Below are 24,052 nucleotides of genomic sequence, written 5' to 3' on the forward strand. Positions count from 1 at the left end.
CCCGACGTGTACGTCTATCGCATCATGCTCTTCCTGGTCTTCGGCGGGTATCTGCTCTCGCCGCTGCTGATGAGCGGCTGGGCGAGCCCCGAAATCGCCTGGTATCGCCCCTTCGTGGTCTGGGGCGTGCTGATCGCCCTGACCCTGTGGCTGGAACAGAAGAGAAAGCTCGATGAACGCTAGTCTCGGCGCCGTCCTGGCCCTCGGCAGCGGCTACCTGCTGCTGCTGTTCCTCTGCGCCCTGGCGGTGGAGCGCGGCTGGATCCCCACGCGCATCGCGCGCCACCCGGTGGTCTACACCCTGGCGCTCGGCACCTACGCCAGCGCCTGGGCGATCTACGGCAGCCTGGAGCTGGCCGGCCGTGCCGGCTACGGCTACCTGGCCTACTACCTGGGGGTGGCCGGCGCCTTCCTGCTCGCCCCGGTGCTGCTGGTGCCGATCCAGCGCATGACCCGCACCTACCAGCTCGCCTCGCTGGCCGACCTCTTCGCCTTCCGCTTCCGCTCGCGGTGGGTCGGCACCCTGATCACCCTGGTCAGCCTGCTCGCCGTGCTGCCGCTGCTGGCCCTCCAGGTGCAGACCCTGGGCGACACCATCCACCTGCTGACCGGCACCGCCTCGCCGGCCCTGCTGGCGCTGCTGTTCTGCGCGCTGATCGCGCTGTTCGCGATCCTCTTCGGCGCCCGCCATACCCGGCTTCACGCCCGCCACGACACCCTGCTGGCGGCCATCGCCCTGGAGTCGCTGGTCAAGCTGGTCGCCATGCTGGCGCTGGGCGGCTTCGCGCTGTTCGTGGTCTTCAACGGCCCCGGGGACCTGCAGGCCTGGCTCGACGGCCCGGGTCGCCAGGCCCAGGCGCACGTGAACCACCTGGACCCGGCCCAGTGGCGCACCCTGCTGCTGCTGTTCTTCGCCGCGGCCTTCCTGATGCCGCACATGTTCCACATCACCTTCGCCGAGACGCTCTCGCGGCGCACCCTGCTCCAGGCCGCCTGGGCGCTGCCGCTGTTCCTGCTGCTGATGGCGCTGCCGGTGCCGCTGATCCTGTGGGCCGCCCAGCGCCTGGGCGTCGATGCCGCGGGGCTGGGCAGCGCCTACCTGGCCTACGGGCTCTCGGAGTCGCTGTGGCTGCAGGGCGTGGTGTTCATCGCCGGCCTCGCGGCCACCAGCGGCACCATGATCATCATCTCGCTGGCGCTGTCGGGGATGATCCTCAACCACCTGGTGTTGGTCGCCCACCCCCCGGTGGACCAGCCGGACCTCTACCACTGGCTGCGCTGGCTGCGTCGCGCCCTGATCGGCGCGGTGATCTTCGCCGGCTGGCTCTTCTACCGCCTGGTGGGGGTCAACCATGACCTCACCACCCTGGGGCTTGCCGCCTTCATCGGCATGGCCCAGTGTCTGCCGGGCATGCTGGCGCTGCTCTACTGGCCCGGCGCCAACCGCAAGGGCATGGTCAGCGGGCTGACGGCCGGCGTGCTGGTGTGGCTCGCCGGCAGCTGGGTGCCGCTGCTGACCGACTTCCCGGCCCAGGTGCTGCTGCCGCCCGGCCTCGAGGCCCTGGCCGGCCAGCCGGACTGGTACGTGGTGACGATCGTATCGCTGGCGGCCAACATCCTCACCTTCATCTTGGTCTCGCTGCTCACGCCCACCTCCGACGGCGAACGCGCCGCGGCGGAGGCCTGCTCGGTGGATGCGGTGATCCGCCCCAAGCGCCTGCCGCTGGTCGCCGGCAACGGCGAGGAGTTCAAGTATCACCTGACCCGCGCCCTCGGCGAGGAGGTCGCCGGCCGCGAGGTCGACCGGGCGCTGACCGACCTGGGCCTGTCGCCGCTGGATGGCCGCCCCTATGCGCTGCGCCGCCTGCGCGATCGCATCCAGGCCAACCTCTCCGGGCTGATGGGCCCCTCGGTGGCCCAGGACATCGTCGACCGCCACCTGCCCTATCGCCGCGGCGGCCTGGAGCCCACCGACGACATCCACTTCGTCGAGAGCCGCCTGGAGGCCTACCGCACCCGGCTGACCGGCCTGGCCCGCGAGCTCGACGGCCTGCGCCGCTACCACCGCCGCATCCTCACCCGGCTGCCGGTGGGCCTGTGCGCCTTCGGCGTCGATGACGAGCTGCTGATGTGGAACGACGCCCTCGCCGAGCTGACCGGCATCGACGGCGCCAGCGTGGTCGGCTCCCGTCGGGACAGCCTGCCGGCCCCCTGGAACGACCTGCTGGGGCGCATGTTCCTCGAGCATCACGACCACCTCTACAAGCAGCCGGTGGCCCTCGACGGCACGCTCCGCCACCTGAGCCTCCACAAGGCAGAGCTCACCGCCGACGAGGACATCCGCGGTGGCACCGTGGTGCTGGTCGAGGATCACAGCGAGATGAAGTGGCTGGAGGACGAGCTGGTGCACGCCGCCCGGCTCGCCTCCATCGGCCAGCTGGCGGCCGGCGTGGCCCACGAGATCGGCAACCCCGTCACCGGCATCTCCTCGCTGGCGCAGAACCTGCGCTACGACACCGACGACCCGGAGGTGCTGGAGACCGCCACCCAGATCCAGCAGCTCACCGACCGCATCTCGCGCATCGTCGAGTCGCTGGTCGGCTTCGCCCACGGCGGTCGCCACGTGGCGGGGCGGGCCTTCACCGCGGTATCGCTGGCCGAGGTGACCGACGAGGCCCTGCACTTGATCCACCTCGCCCGCTCGGGGGAGGATATCCACTACCGTAATCGCTGCCCCGAGGGCCTCGAGGTCGAGGGCGATGCCCAGCGGCTGCTGCAGGTGATGGTCAACCTGCTCGGCAACGCCCGGGATGCCAGCCTCCCCGGCGGCGAGGTGATCGTCGACGCCGGCCGCCAGGGCGAGTGGCTGCACGTCACCGTCACCGACCAGGGCCACGGCATCGCCGAACACGTGCGCGACCACCTGTTCGAGCCCTTCACCACCACCAAGCCGCCCGGCGAGGGCACCGGGCTCGGCCTGCCGCTGGTCTACAGCATCATCGCCGAGCACGGCGGCCAGATCGACATCGACTCCCCGCCCCCTGGGCAGGCCCAGGGCACCCGCATCCACCTGTGGCTGCCCCTCAACACAGAGCATGGTGACCCCACCGATGAGCCGGATCCTGATCGTTGAAGACGAAGCCATCATCCGCAGCGCCCTGAGGCGCCTGCTGGAACGGCACGACCACCGGGTCAGCGAGGCGGGGTCGGTGGCCGAGGCCCTGGCTCTCGAGCCCCAGGGCTTCGACCTGGTGATCAGCGACCTGCGCCTGCCGGGCGAGCCCGGCACCGAGCTGATCGCCCGCGCCGCCCCCGTGCCGGTGCTGATCATGACCAGCTACGCGAGCATGCGCTCGGCGGTAGAGGCCTTGAAGCAGGGCGCCGTGGACTACGTCGCCAAGCCCTTCGATCACGACGAGCTGCTCGAGACCGTGGCCCGGGTCCTGCACCAGCAGGCCACCCAGCAGGGCGAGCCGCCTGACATCACCGAGCCCGACGGCCAGCGCCAGACCATGATCGGCAACTGCCCCGCCATGCAGGTGGTCTACACCCGCGTCCGCAAGGCAGCACCCGCCGATGTCACGGTGCTGGTGCAGGGCGAATCGGGCACCGGCAAGGAGCTGGTGGCCCGGGCCCTGCACCAGCAGAGCCGGCGCGCCGGCGCGCCGCTGATCTGCGTCAACTGCGCGGCCATCCCCGAGACGCTGATCGAGTCCGAGCTGTTCGGCCACGAGAAGGGCGCCTTCACCGGCGCCAGCGCCGCCCGCACCGGTCTCGTCGAGGCCGCCGACGGCGGCACCCTGTTCCTCGACGAGATCGGCGAGCTGCCCCTCGATGCCCAGGCGCGACTGCTGCGGGTGCTGCAGGAGGGCGAGATCCGCAAGATCGGCTCGGTGGAGACCCGCCACGTGAACGTGCGCCTGATCGCCGCCACCCACCGCGACCTGCAGAGCCTGTCGAAGACCGGCGAGTTTCGCCTCGACCTCTACTATCGCCTCAACGTGATGCAGATCGACCTGCCCTCCCTGCGCGAGCGCGAGGATGACATCCTGCAGATCGCCGACGTCCTCCTGGAGAAGGCCTGTCGCCGCCACGAGCGCGAGGGCCTGCGTCTCTCGCGGGCCTCCCGCCGCACCATTCGCGACTACCCCTGGCCCGGCAACGTGCGCGAGCTGGAGAACGCCCTGGAGCGCGGCGTCATCCTCGCCGAGGGCCACCTGATCCATCCCGACGACCTGGGACTGGCCAGCGCGCCCCGGCCACCTCTGGAGCCGGCAGGCGAGGTGCCGACCTCGTCCGCTCCCGCAGAGCCGGAGCCGGGTGAAGAGGACGACCTCTCCCTGGAGGACTATTTCCAGCACTTCGTGCTGGAGCACCAGGACCAGATGAGCGAGACCGAGCTCGCCCAGAAACTCGGCATCAGCCGCAAGTGCCTGTGGGAGCGACGCCAGCGCCTGGGCATCCCGCGCAAGAAGAGCCCGCGCCGCAACACGGGATGACGCCGCCCGGCCATACGCCCCCTGGCTATACGACCATAGTGCAAGCGCCCGCGGCCGACGCCGCGGGCGCTGTTTTTCCCCCTTCCGGACCGAGTTCTGCACCATTTGTTACCTTCCCACACAGCCACTGCCCCAAGGCGGGGCCAGATGGGTAACACTTGGCCGCCGCGTCGAAACATGGCCCCTGCAGCTCATCTGCATCTTTATGTTTTATAGCGCTTTTCTCGACAGTGGCACGACACCTGCTACTACCAGACCAAGAAAAACAAATCCGGACGTCACCCGGTGCCAACAACAACAACAAGGCAGCCAGGCGTGACAGGGCCTGACCCGACAACAACAACAAGACACCGGGCCCCTACGACTTCGGCGCCTGCCGACAACAAGAACAGCAGCGGCACGGCGCGAGGCCTTCGAGACTCAACAACAACAAGCTGCTCGAAGCACCGGAGCCATCAGGACGCGACGCACCCAAGTACGGCCAACAACAATGACAATGGCCAGCGAGGTGCACTCCCGGCAACAATGCCAACAATCCGGGAGGAGGCATACTTTCATGCCGTCGTGGTTGGACTATTGTTTTGAATACGAGACGGTCGCCGTCAGGAGCATCAACAACCATAACAACACCGCTTGCCTGAACACTCCTTGGTGACTGTGGTGCGTATTCAGGGCGATGCGCCATCACGAAGAAGAATCAGCTGCACGGACGCAGCATCCTGCTTTTGAGGGGAGGCCATTGGCCTCCCCTTTCTATGTCCGGCTTCCCTGTCTGGCGACGCCTGGACGCCCGTCATCACCAGGTCATCGCCGCGCCGCGCTTTGCAAGGTGTCAGTGGTCGGCTACACTCAACGCTTTTCCGCGTCCCGCGAGTCGATATCGCCGCATGATCAAAGGTTTTACCCGCTTTCTGCAGAGCCCGGGCCAGCACTTCAAGTCGCTGTTCGGCCCTCAGGATGCGCCGGCCGGCAGCACCGGCCCTCGCATCATTCCCCGCCAGGAACACCCGGTCTCGCGTCAGCACTTCAGTGACGCCGCCATCAAGGTGCTCTACCGCCTGCACAATGCCGGCTTCCAGGCCTTCCTGGTCGGCGGGTGTATCCGTGACTCGCTGCTCGGCCACATGCCCAAGGATTTCGACGTCGCCACCGATGCGACGCCGGAGCAGATCCGCGAGCTGTTTCGCAACTCGCGGATCATCGGCCGGCGCTTTCGCATCGTGCACGTCCGCTTCGGCCGCGAGGTGATCGAGGTCACCACCTTCCGCGGCAAGCCCAACGACGACCACGCCGATCATATCTCTCAGCAGTCGGACGACGGCCTGCTGCTGCGCGACAACGTCTGGGGCAACCTCGAGGAGGACGCACTGCGCCGCGACTTCACGGTCAACGCCCTCTACTACAACATCGCCGACTTCTCGATCCACGACTTCGCAAATGGCGTCAAGGACATCGAGGCCCGCACCCTGCGGCTGATCGGCGACCCGGCGACGCGCTACCGCGAGGATCCGGTGAGGATGCTGCGCGCGGTGCGCTTCGCCGCCAAGCTCGACTTCCACCTCGACCCGGCCACCGAGGCGCCCATCGCCGAGGCCGCGCCGCTGCTGCTGCAGATTCCGCCGGCCCGGCTGTTCGACGAGATCCTCAAGCTGTTCATGGCCGGCCACGGCGTCGTCACCTTCCAGCTGCTGCGCCGCTACGGCCTGTTCGCCATGCTCTTTCCCGAGGCCGACGAGGCCATGGAGGCGCTGCCCTGGGCCGAGCGCCTGGTCGAGCGAGCGCTGGAGAGCACCGATCGCCGCATCCGCGAGGAGCGCCCGGTAACGCCGGCCTTCCTGTTCGCCGCCCTGCTCTGGGCGCCCGTCCAGCAGCGTCAGGCGATCCTCGAGGCCGAGGGCATGCCGGCGATCCCCGCGCTCCAGACGGCCTCCCAGCAGGTGGTCTCGCGCCAGCTCCAGCACATCTCGATTCCCAAGCGCTTCAGCCTGCCGATGCGCGACATCTGGGATCTGCAGCAGCGGCTGCCGCTGCGCCGCGGCAAGCGCGTCTTCCAGACGCGCGAGCATCCGCGCTTCCGGGCCGCCTATGACTTCCTGCTGCTGCGCGAGGAGGCCGGCGAACTGGACCCGGGCCTCGGCGACTGGTGGACCGCCTTCCAGCAGGCCGATGAGCACGAGCAGCGCCGCCTGCTGAGCAAGGTCGGCGCCGACCCGGCCGGCAGCGGAGCGCCGCGCAAGCGCCGCCGGCGGCGCCGCAAGCCGCGGGGCCCCGCGAGCGACGCATGACATGAGTGGCGAGCCTAATGCGGGGCATCACGCCTGGATCGGCCTGGGCAGCAACCTCGATGGCCCACGCGAGCATGTCGCGCGCGCCCTCGAGGAGCTCGACCGCCTGCCGCTGACGCGCCGCGTCGCCGCCTCGCGCCTCTATGCCAGCCGCCCGGTGGGGCCCGCCGACCAGCCCGACTTCGTCAACGCCGTGGCGCAGCTGGTGACGCGGCTCTCGCCGCTCGCCCTGCTCGATCAGCTGCAGGCCCTCGAACAGCGCCACGGCCGCGTGCGCGGCCGCCGCTGGGGCCCCCGCACCCTGGACCTCGACCTGCTGCTCTACGACGAGCGCCGGCTGGCGCTGCCACGCCTCACTCTGCCTCATCCTGAGATGACCCGGCGCGCCTTCGTACTGGTACCGCTGGCCGAGCTGGCCCCGAGCCTCACCCTCGACGGCCAGCCGCTGTCCCGCCTCGCGGCCGAGCTCGAACCCCAGGACCTGGCGCCGGTGTTACCGAGCGGCGGGTGATCGCCCCCACACTGTTACCTATCGACACTCCGGCATGATTCGGGTAACAATCGCGGGTTACACCGAGGACGGCCCGCCAGAGGCCTCCCCCGACCAGACGATGAGAACACGCCATGAAAACCGTCACCCTGAGCACGCTGTCGGCCCTCAAGCGCGCCGGTGAGCCCTTCAGCTGCCTGACCGCCTACGACGCCTCCTTTGCGCGGGCGGCCGGCGAGGCCGGCATCGAGGTGCTGCTGGTGGGCGATTCGCTGGGCATGGTCCTGCAGGGGCATGCCAGCACCCTGCCGGTGACCCTCGACGAGATCTGCTATCACACCCGCTGCGTGGCGCGCGGCAAGGGCAAGAGCCTGCTGATGGTTGACCTGCCCTTCATGAGCAACTCCAGCACCGAGCGCCTGCTCCAGGATGCCGGCGCCCTGATGCGGGCCGGCGCCGAGCTGGTCAAGGTCGAGGGCGAGGCCTGGATGGCCGAGGGCATTCGCGAGCTGACGCGCCGCGGCGTGCCGGTCTGCGCCCACCTCGGCCTGACCCCCCAGTCGGTCTATCAGCTGGGCGGCTACAAGGTGCAGGGCCGCGAGGCCGAGCAGGCGACGCGGATCCTCGAGGATGCCCGCACGCTGGTCGAGGCCGGCGCCTCGGTGATCCTGCTGGAGTGCGTGCCGGCGAGCCTGGGGCGGGCGGTGAGCGAGGCGCTGGAGGTGCCGGTGATCGGCATCGGCGCCGGCCCCGATACCGACGGCCAGATCCTCGTGATGCACGATGTGCTGGGCGTGACCCACGGCCGCACACCGCGCTTCGTCAAGAACTTCATGGTGGATGCCGACGACATCCAGGGCGCCTTCCGTCACTACCACGAGGACGTCAAGGCTCGCCGCTTCCCCGCCGAAGCGCACTGCTTCTAAGTCTTTATTCCGGGAGCTCTAGCCGATGCGCACCCTGCATGAGATTGCCCTCCTGCGCGAGACCCTCGACGAGGCCCGTCGACACGGCCAGCGCATCGCCCTGGTCCCGACCATGGGCAACCTCCACGAGGGCCACCTGGCGCTGGTCGCGGAAGCCCGCCGCCGGGGCGACCTGGTGGTGGCGACCATCTTCGTCAACCCGCTGCAGTTCGGCCCCGGCGAGGACCTGGACGCCTACCCGCGCACCCTCGCCGAGGACCAGGCGAAGCTCGAGGCGGCCGGCTGCGACCTGCTGTTCGCCCCCGAGACCACCACGCTCTACCCGCGCGGCCTCCAAGCCCAGACCCGGGTCAGCGTCCCCGAGGTCAGCGAGGGCCTGTGCGGCGGCGATCGGCCCGGCCACTTCGACGGGGTCGCCACCGTGGTCACTATGCTCTTCCAGCTGGTGCAGCCCGACGTGGCCTGCTTCGGCGAGAAGGATTACCAGCAGCTGGCGGTGATCCGCCGCCTGGTGGCCGACCTGCACCTGCCGGTGGAGATCGCCGGCGTGCCGATCGTGCGCGCCGAGGACGGCCTGGCGCTCTCCTCGCGCAACGGCTACCTGGATGGCGCACAGCGCAGCGTCGCCCCGACCCTCTATGCGACCCTGTGCGCGCTGCGCGAGGCGCTGGAGAACGGCGCCGCCCCACACGACACCCTGGCCGACGGCCTCGCCCGGCTGAAGGATGCCGGCTTCGCGCCGGACTACCTGGAGCTGCGCGCCGCCGACCTGGGCCCGGTCGAGGCGACGACCCGCGAGGCCGTGCTGCTCGCCGCGGCCCGCCTGGGCCCGACCCGACTGATCGATAACCTGAGCCTGACCCTGCCGCGCTGAACGCGTGGCATCGCGACCGGAGGAACCGTTTCACCATGCAGACCATCATGCTCAAGGCCAAGCTGCACATGGCCCGCGTCACCCATGCCGTCCTCAACTACGAAGGCTCCTGCGCCATCGACGGTGAGCTGCTGGACATGTCCGGCATCCGCGAGAACGAGCAGATCCAGATCTACAACGTCGAGAATGGCCAGCGCTTCACCACCTACGCCATCCGCGCCGAGGAAGGCTCGCGGATCATCTCGGTGAACGGGGCGGCCGCCCACCTCGCCACCGAAGGGCAGCGCGTGATCATCTGCAGCTATGCCCACTACAGCGAGGCGGAGCTCGACGCCCACCAGCCGGCGCTGGTCTATCTCCAGGAAGGCAACGTCGTCAGCCATACCAGCAACGCCATTCCCGTCCAGCTGGCCTGACGCCCTGCGGGCACCCCTCACCGGGGTGCCCGCACTTCCTCCCCGTGACGAGCCTTTCACCCAAGCTCTCCACCAGGCTCTCCACGCCGAGCGCTGCCCGTACCACCCCCTGCATGCCGCCCTCTCCATGCCGCTCTCCTCGCGACGCACTCGCCGCGATGCCCCCTACGGCCATGGAAGCATTGCCGCGACGCACAAGACTCCCCTATGCTGAGAGACCGGCTCTGTCTGAGACGTCATCTCGTGCAGGGTGTCCCCCAGACACGGCCGCCAGTCCGCTACCTATTCTTCAGGAGTATCCCGCATGCAAGACGTGGTGATCGTTGCCGCACGCCGTACCGCCGTCGGCACCTTCGGCGGCTCCCTGGCCGGCATTCCCGCCAGCGACCTGGGCGCGCATGTCATCAAGGACATCCTCGCCTCCACCGGCGTCGCCGGCGACCAGGTCGACGAGGTCCTGCTCGGTCAGGTGTTGACCGCGGGGGTCGGCCAGAACCCCGCCCGCCAGGCGAGCATCAAGGCCGGCCTGCCGGACGCGGTGCCCGCCATGACCATCAACAAGGTCTGCGGCTCCGGCCTCAAGGCCCTGCACCTGGCGACCCAGGCGATCCGCTGCGGCGATGCCGAGCTGATCATCGCCGGCGGCCAGGAGAACATGTCCGCCTCGCCGCACGTGTTGCCCAATTCGCGCACCGGCCAGCGCATGGGCGACTGGAAGGCCGTCGACACCATGGTCCACGACGGCCTGTGGGACGCCTTCAACAACTACCACATGGGTATCACGGCCGAGAACCTGGCCGAGAAGTACGGTATCACCCGCGAGGCGATGGACGAGTTCGCCGCCGCCTCCCAGCAGAAGGCCGCCGCGGCCATCCGCGAGGGCAAGTTCAAGGGCCAGATCGTCCCGGTCGAGATCCCCCAGCGCAAGGGCGACCCGGTGGTCTTCGACACCGACGAGGGCCCGCGCGACGTGACCGCCGAGAAGCTTTCCGGCATGCGTCCGGCCTTCAAGAAGGACGGCAGCGTCACCGCCGGCAACGCCTCGTCCCTTAACGACGGCGCTGCCGTGGTCATGCTCTGCTCCGCCGAGAAGGCCAAGGCGCTGGGCCTCGAGCCGCTGGCACGCATCAAGGCCTACGCCAACGCCGGCGTCGATCCGTCCATCATGGGCATCGGCCCGGCCCCGGCGACCCGCCGCTGCCTGGAGAAGGCCGGCTGGAGCATCGATGACCTCGACCTGGTCGAGGCCAACGAGGCCTTCGCCGCCCAGGCGCTCTCGGTCAACAAGGAGCTCGGCTGGGATACCGACAAGGTCAACGTCAACGGCGGCGCCATCGCCATCGGCCACCCCATCGGCGCCTCCGGCTGCCGCATCCTGGTGACCCTGGTGCACGAGATGATCGCCCGCGATGCCAAGAAGGGTCTGGCGACCCTGTGCATCGGCGGCGGGCAGGGCGTCGCCCTGGCGATCGAACGGTAAGCACGCACCACAACACGAGCGGCCCCGGAGACAAGTCGAAGCGGAGGTCCGATGCCAGGGGTGAGGAGGATTCCTCCGAACGGGCTGGCCATGGATGGCCAGCACCGGCCCGGCAAGCGAAGCAGGATGCAAAAGCGCCGCAGGGCATCGGTAGCGCCCAGGGAAGGGTTCACAGCGCCTCCACGATGGTCCGGCACCCCGGGGCCTGTCGCCGGGAAAACCGCACCCCAAACGACAACCGCCCCCGCAGCCAGGCTGCGGGGGCGGTTGTCGTTACCGCGTCGGCTTTCTGCTCGCCGAAAACGGTCGCTTACAGCTCGGGCTCGGCGGCCGCTTCGGCCTCGAAGGCGGCCTTCTCTTCCGGGGTGATCTCCTTGATGGTGAGCTTCACCCGGTTGCGGTTGTCGATGTCGAGCACCTTGACGATGGGCTCGTCGCCCTCGTTGAGGAAGTCGCGCACGTCGTTGACCCGCTCCGGCACGATCTGGGAGATGTGCACCAGGCCGTCGGTGCCCGGCATGATGTTGACGAAGGCGCCGAAGTCGGCGATGCGCACCACCTTGCCGCGGTAGAGCTTGCCAATCTCGGGCTCGGCGGTGATCGCGAGCACCGTGTCGATGGCCGCCTTGGCCGCCGTCTTGTCCTCGGCGTAGATGCGCACGGTACCGTCGTCGTCCAGGTCGATGGAAGCGCCGGTGTCCTCGCAGATCTTGCGGATGGTGGCACCGCCCTTGCCGATGACGTCGCGGATCTTCTCCGGATCGATCTTGAGGGTCGCCATGGAGGGCGCGTTCTCGGAGACCTCGGTACGGCTCTGGGCGATCACGGTGTTCATCTGCTCGAGGATCTGCAGGCGAGCCTCGTGGGCCTGCTGCAGCGCCTGCTCCATGATCTCCTCGTTGATGCCCTCGATCTTGATGTCCATCTGCAGGGCGGTGACGCCCTCGGAGGAACCGGCCACCTTGAAGTCCATGTCGCCAAGGTGATCCTCGTCGCCGAGGATGTCGGTGAGCACGGCGAAGCCGTCGTCATCCTTGACCAGGCCCATGGCGATGCCCGCCACCGGCGCCTTCATCGGCACGCCGGCATCCATCAGCGCGAGCGACGAGCCGCACACGGAGGCCATGGAGCTCGAGCCGTTGGACTCGGTGATCTCGGAGACCACGCGAATGGTGTAGGGGAAGTCCGCCTCGTTGGGCAGCATGGCCTGCACGCCGCGGCGCGCCAGGCGGCCGTGGCCGATCTCGCGACGCTTGGGCCCGCCCATGAAGCCGGCCTCGCCCACGCTGTAGGGAGGGAAGTTGTAGTGCAGCAGGAAGCGGTCCTTGCGCTCGCCTTCCAGCGACTCGATCAGCTGAGAGTCGCGCAGGGTGCCGAGGGTCGCGACCACGATGGCCTGGGTCTCGCCGCGGGTGAAGATCGCCGAGCCGTGGGTCTTGGGCAGGCCGCCGACCTCGATGGAGAGCGGACGCACGGTCTTGTGGTCGCGACCGTCGATGCGCGGCTCGCCCTTGACCACGCGCGAGCGTACCACGCGCTTCTCGAGGCCGGCGAAGGCCCCCTTCACCTCGTCGGCGGCGAACTGGCCGTCTTCCTCACCGGCGAACTGCTCGACCGCCTGATCCTTAAGGGCGGACAGGGCGTCCTGGCGGGCCATCTTGTCGGTGACGCGATAGGCCTCGCCGACCTTGGCCTCGAAGGCCTCGGCCATGGCGCCCTTGAGGGCGACGTTCTCGGCGGGGGCCTGCCAGTCCCACTTCGCCTTGCCGGCCTCGGCGGTCAGCTCGTTGATGGCAGTGATGGCCACCTGCATCTCCTGGTGGGCGTAGAGCACGGCGCCCAGCATCTCGTCCTCGAGCAGCTCCTTGGCCTCGGACTCGACCATCAGCACCGCCTTCTCGGTACCGGCGACCACCATGTTGAGCTCGGAGTCGCCCAGCTCTTCCACGGTGGGGTTGAGGAAGTAGCCGTTGTCCTCGGTGAAGCCCACCCGCGCGGCACCGATCGGGCCGTTGAAGGGCACGCCGGAGATCGCCAGCGCCGCGGAGGTGCCGAGCATCGCGGCGATGTCCGGATCGTGGTTGCGGTCGGTGGAGAGCACCGAGCAGACCACCTGCACCTCGTTCATGAAGCCCTTGGGGAAGAGCGGGCGGATCGGGCGGTCGATCAGCCGCGAGGTGAGGGTCTCCTTCTCGGTGGGACGCCCCTCGCGCTTGAAGAAGCCACCGGGAATCTTGCCGACGGCGTAGGTCTTCTCCTGATAGTGGACGGAGAGCGGGAAGAAGGGCTGGGCCGGGTTGGCCTCCTTCTTGGCAACCACGGTGCACAGCACCACGGTGTCGTCCATGGTGACCATCACGGCACCGGTGGCCTGGCGGGCAATGCGCCCGGTTTCCAGGGTGACGGTGCTGCGACCGTACTGAAATGTCTTCTTGACCGGATTCACGGCGACTTCCTTCAACGTTACTTTTCTGTGTTTGGGTCGTTTTGACTCGCCGACCATTTTAGGGCGTGACGCCCGCCGGGACCACCAGGCAGCGACATTTCCACTGGCGCCAGGTGACGAGGAGCGCCGGGGACAGGCCGAAAGGGAGGTCGGAGGACCAGGGGTGAGGAGCACTGCTCCGAACGGGCTGGCCAAGGAGGGTCAGCACCGGACCTGCAAGCGGAGCAGGATGCGAGAGCGACGCACAGGGCCGAGGTAGCGCCCAGGGTCGGGGTCACAGCGCCTGCCTGACGGTCCGGCGCTCCGGGGCCTACGCCGGATCAGCTCCGGGCCAAGACCCGCTAAATGGCCCAATAAACAAAACGGGCAGCCCGAAGGCTGCCCGTTTCTCTACCGCGTAGGATGCGTCGCTTAGCGGCGCAGGCCCAGACGCTGGATCAGCGACTGATAGCGCTCGAAATCCTTGCGCTTCAGGTAGTCCAGCAGCTTGCGGCGCTGGTTGACCATGCGGATCAGGCCACGACGAGAGTGGTGATCCTGCTTGTTGGTCTTGAAGTGATCCTGCAGGCCATCGATGTTGGCGCTCAGCAGGGCCACCTGAACTTCGGGGGAACCGGTGTCGTTGTCGCCACGACCGTACTCGCTGACGATTGCGGACTTCTGCTCGGCTGTCAGTGCCATCTGTCTCTCCAGTAAGCAATATGCTTGGGGTTTGAATGTGTGAGACCACGCATATTTGCAGTCTCGGGCGTCTCTCCCTTCACTCGGCTGCGGTGCTCAGCAGCCGTTTCGGCGCCACCTCCTGTGGCCCCGTCACCGTGCCGAGACCCAGGAAGGCCTCGCCACGATAGAGTCTGGCGGTCTCGCCCTCGGCGAGCCCGCCGGCCTCGACCCGGGCCGACTGGCCATGGGTCAGGCGCCCCGCCGCCTCGGCGTCGACGTCGAGGCGCGGCAGATGATCGACCAGCACGTCGACCGGCAACAGTACCGCCTCGCGCTCGGCCTGATCGGCCAGGGCCTCGAGCGAGGCGATGTCGCGCATGCCGTCGCTCGTGAAGGGCCCGGTCGCCAGCCGCCGCAACGCGCTGATGTGGGCCCCGCATCCCAGGGCGCGGCCGATGTCCTCGGCCAGCGTGCGGATGTAGGTGCCCTTGCTGACGCGCACCTCCAGCTCGAAGGCCTCGGCCTCGCAGGCGAGAAGCCGGGCATCATACACCGTCACGCGACGGGCTGCACGCTCCACCGACTTGCCCTCGCGGGCGAGTTCGTAGAGCTTGCGGCCCTGGTGCTTGAGCGCCGAATACATCGGCGGGACCTGATCGATCTCGCCGCGAAAGCGCGCCAGCACGCCCTCGATGTCGGCCTCGGTGAGCCGCGGCACCGCGTGACGCTCGATCACCGCGCCCTCGGCATCGCCGCTGTCGGTGACCACGCCGAGTTCCACCCGGGTGCGGTAGACCTTGTCGGCCTCCAGCAGATGGGCGGAGAACTTGGTCGCCTCGCCGAAGCAGACCGGCAGCAGGCCGGTGGCCATGGGATCGAGCGTCCCGGTATGGCCGGCCTTCTGGGCCTGGAACAGGCGCCGCGCCCGTTGCAGGGCATGATTGCTGGACGCGCCCGCAGGCTTGTCCAGCAGCAGCACGCCGTTCACCGGCAGTCCGCGACGTCGCCGTGCCATCAGTCGCGCTCGCCCGTGTCCGTCGGCCCCTGACCCGAGGCACCGTCATCCGGGGCCTCGTCATGCTGGGCCTGGTCGCTGGCCACGGCCTCGTCGATCAGCGACGACAGCCGCTGACCGCGCACCACGCTCTCATCGTAGTGAAAGCGCAGCTCCGGCACGTGGCGCAGCTTGATGCGCCGGGCGATCTGGCTGCGCAGGAAGCCGGCGGCGCGCTTGAGCACCGCCAGGTTCTCCTTGATGCGCTCGGGCGCCTGCTCACCCAGCAGGGTCACGTGGACATCGGCATAGCCAAGGTCACGACTGACCTCGACACCGCTGACCGTGACCATGCCCAGGCGCGGGTCCTTGACCTCGCGCTGGATGAGCACCGCCAGCTCCTTCTGGAGCTGGTCGGCTACCCGGTCGGTACGCTTGAATTCCCGCATGGTCGACTCCTGGGGCCCTTAGAGCGTCCGCTCGACCTTGACCTGATCGAAGACCTCGATCTTGTCGCCGACCTGGACATCGTTGTAGTTCTTCACGCCGATGCCGCACTCCATGCCGTTGCGCACTTCCTGGACGTCGTCCTTGAAGCGGCGCAGCGACTCGAGCTCGCCCTCGTAGATCACCACGTTGTCGCGCAGCACACGGATCTTCTTGTTGCGATGCACGCTGCCCTCGACGACCATGCAGCCGGCCACGGCGCCGATCTTCGGTGCGCGGAAGACGTCACGGACCTCGGCCACGCCGACGATCTCTTCCTTCCACTCCGGTGCCAGCATGCCACTCATGGCCTGCTTGACCTCGTCGATCAGCTGGTAGATGACGCTGTAGTAGCGCAGATCCAGGCCTTCACGCTCGATGATCTCGCGGGCCGCGGCGTCGGCACGCACGTTGAAGCCGACCACGATGGCGTCACTGGCGAGCGCCAGGTTGGCGTCGGTACCGGTGATGCCGCCCACGGCGGAGGAGACCACGGCCACCTCGACCTCGTCCGTGGAGAGCTCTTCCAGCGCACCCTTGATCGCCTCCAGCGAGCCCTGCACGTCGGCCTTGAGCACGATGTTGAGCTTGGCGGCGACGTCCTGGCCCATCTGGCTGAACATGTTCTCCAGCTTGGCCTTCTGCTGGCGTGCCAGGCGCACCTCGCGGTACTTGCCCTGACGGAAGTTGGCGACCTCGCGGGCCTTGCGCTCGTCGGCCAGCACCATGAAGTCGTCACCCGCCTCGGGGGTGCCGTCCAGGCCCTGGATCTCCACCGGGGTGGAGGGACCGGCGTCGTCGACCTGCTTGCCCAGCTCGTTGGTCAGCGCACGCACGCGGCCGTAGTGCAGGCCGGCGAGCACGATGTCGCCCTTCTTCAGGGTGCCGTTCTGGACCAGCACGGTGGCCACCGGGCCACGGCCCTTGTCCAGGCGCGACTCGACCACCACGCCCTTGCCGGGCGCCTCGGGCACGGCCTTGAGCTCGAGCACCTCGGAGACCAGCTGGATCGACTCCAGCAGCGACTCGATGCCTTCCCCGGTATGCGCGGAGACGTGCACGAACTGGGTGTCGCCGCCCCAGGCCTCGGAGATGACGCCGTGCTGGGACAGTTCGTTCTTGACCCGGTCCGGATCGGCGCCCGGCTTGTCGATCTTGTTGACCGCGACCACCATCGGCACCTCGGCGGCCTTCGAGTGCTCGATGGCCTCGATGGTCTGGGGCATGACGCCGTCATCGGCGGCCACCACCAGCACCACCACGTCGGTGGCCTTGGCACCGCGAGCACGCATGGCGGTGAACGCCGCGTGACCCGGGGTATCCAGGAAGGTCACGCCGCCGTGATCGTCTTCCACATGGTAGGCGCCGATGTGCTGGGTGATGCCACCCGCCTCACCGGTGGCCACCTTGGCCTTGCGGATGTAGTCGAGCAGCGAGGTCTTGCCGTGGTCGACGTGACCCATGACCGTGACCACCGGCGAGCGGGTGATCTCCTCGCCCTCGTAGGAGATGCCCTCGAGGACCTCGGTCTCCAGCGCATCGTCCTTGACCAGCTTGGGCGTGTGACCCATCTCCTCGACCACGATGGCCGCGGTGTCCTGATCGATGGTCTGGTTGATGGTCACTGCCGCGCCCATGGTGAACATGGCCTTGATGACCTCGTTCGCCTTGATCGACATCTTGTCGGCCAGGTCGGCGACGCTGATCGACTCGGGGATGGAGACCTCGCGGACGATCGGCTGAGTCGGCTTCTGGAAGCCGTGCTTGCCGCCGCCCTGGCTGCCACCACCGCGGCGACCGCCGCGACGCTCGGCGCGCTTGGCCTTCTTGCCGCCCCGGCGACGCTCCTCGCGATCACCACGATCGTCCTCGCGATCGTCACGGCCCTTCTTGCCACCCTTGCCGCTGGCCTTCTTGACCGCGGCACGACGCGGCTCGGCACGCCCCTCCTTGGGGGGAGCCGGCGGCTCGTCGGATGCCGGCTGCGTCTCCAGCTCCGGCACCGGGATCGACGGCTCGATGACGGCCTTCTCGGCCTTCTCGGCCTCCAGCTTGGCGGCGGCCTCGCGGGCGGACTCCTCGGCGGCACGCGCCTTGGCTTCCTCGGCTTCGCGGGCATCCTTGGCGGCCTGAGCCTGCTGGGAATCGGCCATGTCGCCGACCAGCTGACGCGGACCGGCGTCGACATCGGCGTCGCTCTTGTCGGTCTCTTCCTCGGCGCGCTTGACGTAGGTGCGCTTCTTGCGCACCTGCACCTCGATGCTCTTGCCGCGCTCGCCGGTCTTGATGCGGCTGCGCGTCTTGCGCGTCAGGGTGATGCGGTTCTTCGCCGCCCCGGCGCCGCTGCCGCCGTGGCTCTTGGTGAGATAGTCGAGCAGCTGGCGCTTGTCCTCTTCGGACACGGCGTCATTCTCGGCCTTCTGGCCAAGCCCTGCTTCTTTCATCTGTTCCAGCAGACGAGGCACGTCGCGCCCCACCTTCGCTGCAAAATCCTTAACGGTCATTTCTGACATTACGACCCTCCTCAGCCCGTGACCCGTTTACTGTTCGTTCTCGAACCATGGCGCACGGGCAGTCATGATCAGTGCCGCGGCGCGCTCCTCGTCGATACCCTCGATGTCGGTCAGATCATCGACGGACTGCTCGGCCAGGTCTTCCATGGTGACAATGCCTCGACTGGCCAGAATGAAGGCCAGGTGACGCTCCATGCCGTCCATCTCCAGCAGGTCGTCGGCCGGCTGGGCGCCGTCGAGTTCCTCCTCGGAGGCGATGGCGAGATTCAGCAGTTCATCCTTGGCGCGAGCGCGCAGCTCCTCGATGGTCTCCTCGTCGAACTCCTCGATCTCGAGCATCTCCTCGACCGGCACATAGGCGACCTCCTCCAGGGAGGTGAAGCCCTCGTCCACCAGCAGGCGCGCCACGTCCTCGTCGATGTCCAGGTGCTGGATGAAGTGCTCGACGAGGCTATCCACTTCCTGGTCGCGCTTGGCCTCGGCCTCTTCCTCGGTCATGACGTTGAGACGCCAACCGGTGAGCTCGGAGGCCAGGCGCACGTTCTGGCCGCTGCGGCCGATGGCCTGGGCCAGGTTGTCCTCGGCGACGGCGACGTCCATGGCGTGGGACTCCTCGTCGACGAGGATCGAGGCGACATCGGCCGGCGCCATGGCGTTGATCACCAGCTGGGCGGGGTTGTCGTCCCACAGCACGATGTCCACGCGTTCGTTCTGCAGCTCCGAGGAGACGGCCTGCACGCGCGAACCGCGCATGCCGACACAGGCGCCGACCGGATCGATGCGGCGGTCGTTGGTCTTGACCGCGATCTTGGCCCGGGAGCCCGGGTCGCGCGCCGCGCCCTTGATCTCGATGAGCTGCTCGGCGATCTCCGGCACCTCGATGCTGAACAGTTCGATGATCAGCTCCGGGCAGGTGCGCGAGAGGATCAGCTGGGCGCCGCGAGCCTCGGCATCGACCTTGACCAGCAGCGCGCGGACCCGCTCGTTCATGCGGTAGCGCTCGCCCGGGATCATCTCGCTACGCGGCAGGAACGCCTCGGCGTTCTCGCCCAGATCGATGATCAGGCCGTCGCGGGTGGTCTTCTTGACGATGCCGGCGACCAGCTCGCCCTCACGCTCGGCGTACTGGCGCACCACTTCGGCGCGCTCGGCCTCGCGGACCTTCTGCACGATGACCTGCTTGGCGGTCTGCGCGGCGATGCGGCCGAAGGCGGCATTCTCGATACGCTCCTCGACCACGTCACCCAGCCCCAGGGGCGGGTCGCGACGCTCGGCGAAGGTGAGCTTGATCTGGGCATCGGGCCCGTCGAAGTCGTCATCCTCGACCACCTCCCAACGGCGGAAGGTCTCGTAATCGCCGGTGTAGCGATCGATGTGCACGCGCACGCTGGCTTCCTCGTCTTCGAAGCGCTTGCGCGATGCACTGGCCAGGGCCGCCTCGACGGCCTCGAAGATCACCTCGCGGGAGACCCCCTTCTCGTTGGAGATCGTGTCGACGACCGCCAGAATTTCTTTACTCATGCCTTAGCCTCGCCAGTGAACCTGTCCTTATACACCGAGCTCGTCACGTGAACTGCGGGACGACCCGCGCCTGATCGATGCCCTCGATGGGAAAGCAATACTCCTCGCCGTCGACCTGCAGCAGCACCTCGTCGTTCTCGACCCCGGCCAGCAGCCCCTTGAACTTGCGCCGGCCGTCGAAGGGAGCGCGCAGCTTCACGGTGACCACATGGCCGGCGTACTGGGCGAACTGCTCGAGGGTGAAGAGCGGCCGATCCATGCCCGGCGAGGAGACTTCCAGTCGATACTCGCCCGGCACCGGGTCCTCGACATCGAACACCGCGCTGATCTGACGACTGACGTCGGCGCAGTCGTCCACGCTTATCCCGTTCTCATGGTCGATGTAGATCACCAGGCGGGAATGTTTGCCCTGAGACAGATGATCGATGCCCCAGAGTTCGAACCCCATGGCCGAGACCACCGGTTCGATCAGCGCATGCAGCGCAGCGTCCTTGATTGCCACGGAAGAAAGCTCCTACAGCCGTTGCATCAGGCACCTGGCCGGGAGTTGAGAGAAGAGTCAGGTGGCTGATTGGCGTTGCCCGAGCAGCGCCGCCGGCGTTTCCGGCTGGCAAGCTGCTAACAAAAAGCCCCTTCACAGGAAGGGGCTTTTACAAGAAACCTGTATACCACTTCGGCACTCTGGCACGCTCCTGTTGCTGCGCATGCCTGCCAAGAAGATGGTAGCGGGGACCGGATTTGAACCGATGACCTTCGGGTTATGAGCCCGACGAGCTACCAGACTGCTCCACCCCGCATCAATCTAGGCCGGTGATTGTAAGCCCACATGACCCGATGGTCAAGCGGCAACACCGCATTCTGCCAATCCTGCTTCGAAGACGCGAACTGCTCGCTTGCTTCGATTTGGTGCCGAAGGCGGGACTTGAACCCGCACGACCGTAAGGTCACTACCCCCTCAAGATAGCGTGTCTACCAATTCCACCACTTCGGCATCGGGGAGGCTGGATGACGACTTAGTCGCCGCTTTCCTCCAGCACTGGCGCAGTATTATCCACATCACTGCTACCGTCGTCAAGGGTCGGCACGGCATTCTGCTGCTCGATCAGCTCGGCATCGGGAATGCCGGCCTCGGGCGCATCGCCGGCCTGAGAGGCGAAGTACGCCAGGGTCAGCGAGGTAGCGAAGAAGGCCACGGCCAGCAGGCCAGTGAACTTCGCCAGGAAGTTACCGCTGCCCCGAGAGCCGAACACGGTCTGGGAGGCACCGCCGCCGAAGGCGGCACCGGCTTCGGCGCCCTTGCCCTGCTGCAGCAGGATCAGGACGACCAGGGCGATGGCGATCGCCACGTGGGTCATGAGAATGGCAACTTGCATGGATTCAACCTGCTGACTGACAAATGGCTAGGAAATCGTCGACCTTGAGGGAGGCTCCCCCCACCAGGCCGCCGTCGATGTCGGGCTGGGCGAGCAGCTCGGCGGCATTATCCGCCTTCATGCTGCCGCCGTACAGCAGACGCATGCCGTCGGCAAGCGTCTCGTCATAGCGCGCCAGGCGCTCACGCAAGGCCGCATGCACCGCCTGCGCCTGCTCGGGCGTGGCGGTGCGGCCGGTGCCGATCGCCCAGACCGGCTCGTAGGCCACGATCAGGCGCGACCGCTCGGCCGTATCGAGGGCCTCGAAGACCGCCTCGAGCTGGCCCAGCACCACCGCCTCGGTGCGCCCGGCCTCGCGCTCCTCGAGGGTCTCGCCGACGCAGAGCACCGGCGTGAGCCCCTCGTGAAGCGCCGCCTGAACGCGCGCCAGCACCGCCGCGTCGTCCTCGCCGAACAGGGCGCGGCGCTCGGAGTGGCCGACCAGCACCAGGCGGGCGCCACACTCACGCAGCATGGCGCCGCTGACCTCGCCGGTGAAGGCGCCGGCGGGCCGATCGCTGAGCGTCTGGGCACCCACCGTGACGGCGGTCTCACCCAGCGCCTGCCCCGCGACCCCCAGGTAGGGGAAGGGCACCATCAGGGCCACCTCAACGTTCACGGGCAGGGAGACGCCGGCGAAGGCCCGGCCGAATTCCTCGACCAGGGACAGGGAGCCGTTCATCTTCCAGTTCCCGGCGATCAGCGGCATGCGCATGGAGCTTCCTCTTTCAAGGTGGTGCGAAATGGTATAGGAGGGGCCTACCCAAGACAACCGGGCCCGGCCGCTCAGCCGAGCAGCGCCTCGACGTCATCGGCCAGGCGCCGCGCCAGGCCGTCGACGTCGAGATGGGCGCGCCCCTCGACCATCACACGAATCAGCGGCTCAGTGCCCGACGCCCGCAGCAGCACGCGCCCCTGGTCGCCGAGCTCCGCCTCCAGGGCCCTCACCGCCTGCTGGAGCGACGCCTGTCCCAGCAGCGCCTTGGCATCGCTGCCCGGCGTCAAGCGCACGTTAACAAGCGCCTGCGGCGCCTTCTCCAGTCCGGAGAGCAGACGTTCCAGCGACTCGCCCTCGCGGACCATGATCGCCAGCACCTGCAGCGCCGAGACGATGCCGTCGCCGGTGGTCTGCACGTGGCCGCAGACGATGTGCCCGGAGGACTCGCCGCCCAGCTGCCAGCCATTGGCCGCCAGGCGCTCCATGACGTAGCGGTCGCCGACCCGGGCGCGCTCGAAGGGGATCTCCAGCGACTCCATGGCAGTGGCGAGGCCGAAGTTGGACATCAGGGTGCCCACCACCCCGCCGCCCAGGTCACCCCGGGCATGCCGGTCGCGGGCGATCAGGTAGAGGATGTCGTCGCCGTCGATCTCCCGGCCGTCGGCACCCACCAGCAGCACCCGGTCGCCGTCGCCGTCGAAGGCCACGCCTAGATCGGCGCCCTGCTCGACCACCGCGGCGCTCAGGGCCTGGGGATGGGTCGAGCCCACCGCCTGGTTGATGTTGAGGCCGTTGGGCGAGGCGCCGATCAGACTGACCTCGGCGCCCATCTCGCGAAACACGCTGGGGGCGATGTGATAGGTCGCGCCGTGGGCGCAGTCGATCACCATCTTCAGCCCGTGCAGGCTGACCCGGTCGGGAATGGTCGACTTGCAGAATTCGATGTAGCGGCCGGGAGCGTCGTCGACCCGCATCGCCTTGCCCAGCCGGGACGGCCCCACGGTGGTCAGCGGCTCCTCGAGCATCGCCTCGATCTCGGCCTCGACCTCGTCGGCCAGCTTGGTCCCGGCGGCGGAGAAGAACTTGATGCCGTTGTCCTGGAAGGGATTGTGCGAGGCCGAGATGACGATGCCCGCGTCGGCGCGGAAGGTGCGGGTCAGATAGGCGATGGCCGGCGTCGGCATGGGGCCGAGCAGCATCACGTCGACGCCGGCAGCGGAGAGCCCGGACTCCAGCGCCGACTCGAACATGTAGCCGGAGATCCGCGTGTCCTTGCCGATCATCACCCGGGCCCGCCCCGTCTCGCGCGTCAGCACGCGACCGGTGGCCCAGCCCAGCTTGAGCATGAAATCGGCGGTGATGGGGTACTCCCCCACGGTGCCGCGAATGCCGTCGGTGCCGAAATAGCGTCTAGTCATGCGCGCAGCCTTCCTCGAGTACGGCCCAGGTCATGTTCACCGCGTCCACGTGGGGCCCCACGTCGTGAACGCGCAGGATGCGTGCGCCGCGCTCCACCGCCATGGCGGAGAGCGCCAGGCCACCGGAGAGACGCTCCTCTACCGGCCGCCCGAGCACCTTGCCGATCATGCTCTTGCGCGACATGCCGGCGAGCAGCGGCAGGCCGAGTCGCGCCACATGATCCATCTGCTTGAGCAGGCGCAGGTTGTGCTCCACCGTCTTGGCGAAGCCGAAGCCGGGGTCGAGCAGCAGGCGCTCGCGGCGCAGCCCGGCGGCCTCGCAGGCGGCCACCCGCTGTGCCAGGAAGTCGGCCACGGCCTCTTCCACCGGCACATCGTAATGCGGCTCCTGCTGCATGTCGCCGGGCTCGCCGAGCATGTGCATCAGGCACACCGGCAGGCCGCTGGCGATCGCCGCCGACAGGGCGCCCTCGCGGCGCAGGTTGCGCACGTCGTTGAGCATGCCGGCACCGGCCTGCGACGTTGCCTGCATCACCTCCGGCGTACTGGTATCCACCGAGACCAGCGCATCGAACTCGCGCACCAGCGCCTCGACCACCGGCACCACCCGGTCCAGCTCCTGCTGGAGCGGCACCGGCGCAGCGCCCGGGCGCGTGGACTCGCCGCCCACGTCGATGATCGCGGCCCCTTCGGCCAGCATCTGCTCGGCATGGCGCAGGGCGTCGTCCGGCACCGCGTGGCGCCCGCCGTCGGAGAAGGAGTCGGGGGTGACGTTGAGGATCCCCATGACGCGGGGGAAGGAGAGGTCGAGGCGGTGCCGGCCGCACTGCAGGTGGGTCGCTGTGCTGGTATCCATCGTCTTCCTGTTGGTCGAACGGCAAAGGCGCCCCGCAGGGCGCCTGAGAGTACTG

At 68.2% G+C, this 24,052-nt stretch carries 20 protein-coding genes and 2 tRNA genes; 9 read left to right on the plus strand and 13 right to left on the minus strand.

What is annotated here, in order from left to right; genetic code table 11:
- Nucleotides 1-6: 6 nt before the first annotated feature.
- From ABE957_RS12730 to ABE957_RS12770, 9 genes are all read left to right on the plus strand, one after another.
- Nucleotides 7-183 carry a hypothetical protein gene (locus ABE957_RS12730; RefSeq protein WP_166462108.1) on the plus strand — a complete coding sequence of 59 codons (177 nt, stop codon included), beginning with the start codon at nt 7-9 and terminating at the stop codon, nt 181-183.
- On the plus strand, nt 173-3,133 hold the full coding sequence (locus ABE957_RS12735; RefSeq protein ID WP_349759063.1) for an ATP-binding protein: 2,961 nt from the start codon (nt 173-175) through the stop codon (nt 3,131-3,133). Before ABE957_RS12730 ends, ABE957_RS12735 begins: the two co-directional genes overlap by 11 nt.
- Complete coding sequence (locus ABE957_RS12740; RefSeq protein ID WP_349759064.1) at nt 3,111-4,499, plus strand: sigma-54-dependent transcriptional regulator; 1,389 nt, start codon at nt 3,111-3,113, stop codon at nt 4,497-4,499. The genes ABE957_RS12735 and ABE957_RS12740 overlap by 23 nt, the downstream gene beginning before the upstream one ends.
- Before the next feature lie 887 nt (nt 4,500-5,386).
- Nucleotides 5,387-6,784 carry a polynucleotide adenylyltransferase PcnB gene (gene pcnB, locus ABE957_RS12745; RefSeq protein WP_349759065.1) on the plus strand — a complete coding sequence of 466 codons (1,398 nt, stop codon included), beginning with the start codon at nt 5,387-5,389 and terminating at the stop codon, nt 6,782-6,784.
- Between the two features lies 1 nt (nt 6,785).
- A complete protein-coding gene (gene folK / locus ABE957_RS12750; protein ID WP_349759066.1) occupies nt 6,786-7,295 on the plus strand; it encodes a 2-amino-4-hydroxy-6-hydroxymethyldihydropteridine diphosphokinase in 510 nt (169 codons plus the stop codon).
- Nucleotides 7,296-7,408: 113 nt separating this feature from the next.
- Entirely contained in the window at nt 7,409-8,200 is a 792-nt protein-coding gene (panB, locus tag ABE957_RS12755) for a 3-methyl-2-oxobutanoate hydroxymethyltransferase (protein ID WP_349759067.1), read from the plus strand.
- A 25-nt stretch (nt 8,201-8,225) separates the two neighbouring features.
- Nucleotides 8,226-9,074, plus strand: coding sequence for a pantoate--beta-alanine ligase (gene panC, locus ABE957_RS12760; protein WP_349759068.1), 849 nt, complete (start codon nt 8,226-8,228; stop codon nt 9,072-9,074).
- Nucleotides 9,075-9,109: 35 nt separating this feature from the next.
- Entirely contained in the window at nt 9,110-9,490 is a 381-nt protein-coding gene (gene panD / locus ABE957_RS12765) for an aspartate 1-decarboxylase (protein WP_349759069.1), read from the plus strand.
- A gap of 304 nt (nt 9,491-9,794) precedes the next feature.
- On the plus strand, nt 9,795-10,970 hold the full coding sequence (locus tag ABE957_RS12770; RefSeq protein WP_349759070.1) for an acetyl-CoA C-acetyltransferase: 1,176 nt from the start codon (nt 9,795-9,797) through the stop codon (nt 10,968-10,970).
- 310 nt (nt 10,971-11,280) lie between these two features.
- Here the strand turns inward: ABE957_RS12770 and pnp are convergent, their stop codons facing one another.
- The 13 genes from pnp to folP form a co-directional block, all read right to left on the minus strand.
- Nucleotides 11,281-13,416 (minus strand): polyribonucleotide nucleotidyltransferase, encoded by a 2,136-nt coding sequence (gene pnp, locus ABE957_RS12775; RefSeq protein ID WP_349759071.1) that lies wholly within the window; start codon nt 13,414-13,416, stop codon nt 11,281-11,283.
- A gap of 411 nt (nt 13,417-13,827) precedes the next feature.
- A complete protein-coding gene (gene rpsO, locus ABE957_RS12780) occupies nt 13,828-14,097 on the minus strand; it encodes a 30S ribosomal protein S15 (protein WP_108446032.1) in 270 nt (89 codons plus the stop codon).
- A 79-nt stretch (nt 14,098-14,176) separates the two neighbouring features.
- Complete coding sequence (gene truB / locus ABE957_RS12785) at nt 14,177-15,094, minus strand: tRNA pseudouridine(55) synthase TruB (RefSeq protein WP_349759072.1); 918 nt, start codon at nt 15,092-15,094, stop codon at nt 14,177-14,179.
- A complete protein-coding gene (gene rbfA / locus ABE957_RS12790; RefSeq protein ID WP_349759073.1) occupies nt 15,094-15,522 on the minus strand; it encodes a 30S ribosome-binding factor RbfA in 429 nt (142 codons plus the stop codon). The genes truB and rbfA overlap by 1 nt, the downstream gene beginning before the upstream one ends.
- Before the next feature lie 18 nt (nt 15,523-15,540).
- Nucleotides 15,541-18,072, minus strand: coding sequence for a translation initiation factor IF-2 (infB, locus tag ABE957_RS12795; RefSeq protein ID WP_349759074.1), 2,532 nt, complete (start codon nt 18,070-18,072; stop codon nt 15,541-15,543).
- Nucleotides 18,073-18,099: 27 nt separating this feature from the next.
- A complete protein-coding gene (nusA, locus tag ABE957_RS12800) occupies nt 18,100-19,593 on the minus strand; it encodes a transcription termination factor NusA (protein ID WP_349759075.1) in 1,494 nt (497 codons plus the stop codon).
- 43 nt (nt 19,594-19,636) lie between these two features.
- On the minus strand, nt 19,637-20,095 hold the full coding sequence (gene rimP, locus ABE957_RS12805) for a ribosome maturation factor RimP (protein WP_108446037.1): 459 nt from the start codon (nt 20,093-20,095) through the stop codon (nt 19,637-19,639).
- Between the two features lie 218 nt (nt 20,096-20,313).
- Nucleotides 20,314-20,390, minus strand: a tRNA-Met gene (locus tag ABE957_RS12810).
- A 107-nt stretch (nt 20,391-20,497) separates the two neighbouring features.
- Nucleotides 20,498-20,584: transfer RNA gene (locus ABE957_RS12815), tRNA-Leu, on the minus strand.
- Nucleotides 20,585-20,606: 22 nt separating this feature from the next.
- Nucleotides 20,607-20,966 (minus strand): preprotein translocase subunit SecG, encoded by a 360-nt coding sequence (gene secG, locus ABE957_RS12820; RefSeq protein ID WP_349759076.1) that lies wholly within the window; start codon nt 20,964-20,966, stop codon nt 20,607-20,609.
- A 4-nt stretch (nt 20,967-20,970) separates the two neighbouring features.
- Nucleotides 20,971-21,720 carry a triose-phosphate isomerase gene (gene tpiA, locus ABE957_RS12825; RefSeq protein WP_349759077.1) on the minus strand — a complete coding sequence of 250 codons (750 nt, stop codon included), beginning with the start codon at nt 21,718-21,720 and terminating at the stop codon, nt 20,971-20,973.
- A gap of 71 nt (nt 21,721-21,791) precedes the next feature.
- Nucleotides 21,792-23,141 carry a phosphoglucosamine mutase gene (gene glmM, locus ABE957_RS12830; protein WP_349759078.1) on the minus strand — a complete coding sequence of 450 codons (1,350 nt, stop codon included), beginning with the start codon at nt 23,139-23,141 and terminating at the stop codon, nt 21,792-21,794.
- Nucleotides 23,134-23,997 (minus strand): dihydropteroate synthase, encoded by an 864-nt coding sequence (gene folP / locus ABE957_RS12835; RefSeq protein ID WP_349759079.1) that lies wholly within the window; start codon nt 23,995-23,997, stop codon nt 23,134-23,136. Before folP ends, glmM begins: the two co-directional genes overlap by 8 nt.
- Nucleotides 23,998-24,052 lie beyond the last annotated feature (55 nt).

Source organism: Halomonas pelophila (genome assembly GCF_040196315.1).
GTDB lineage: Bacteria > Pseudomonadota > Gammaproteobacteria > Pseudomonadales > Halomonadaceae > Halomonas > Halomonas pelophila.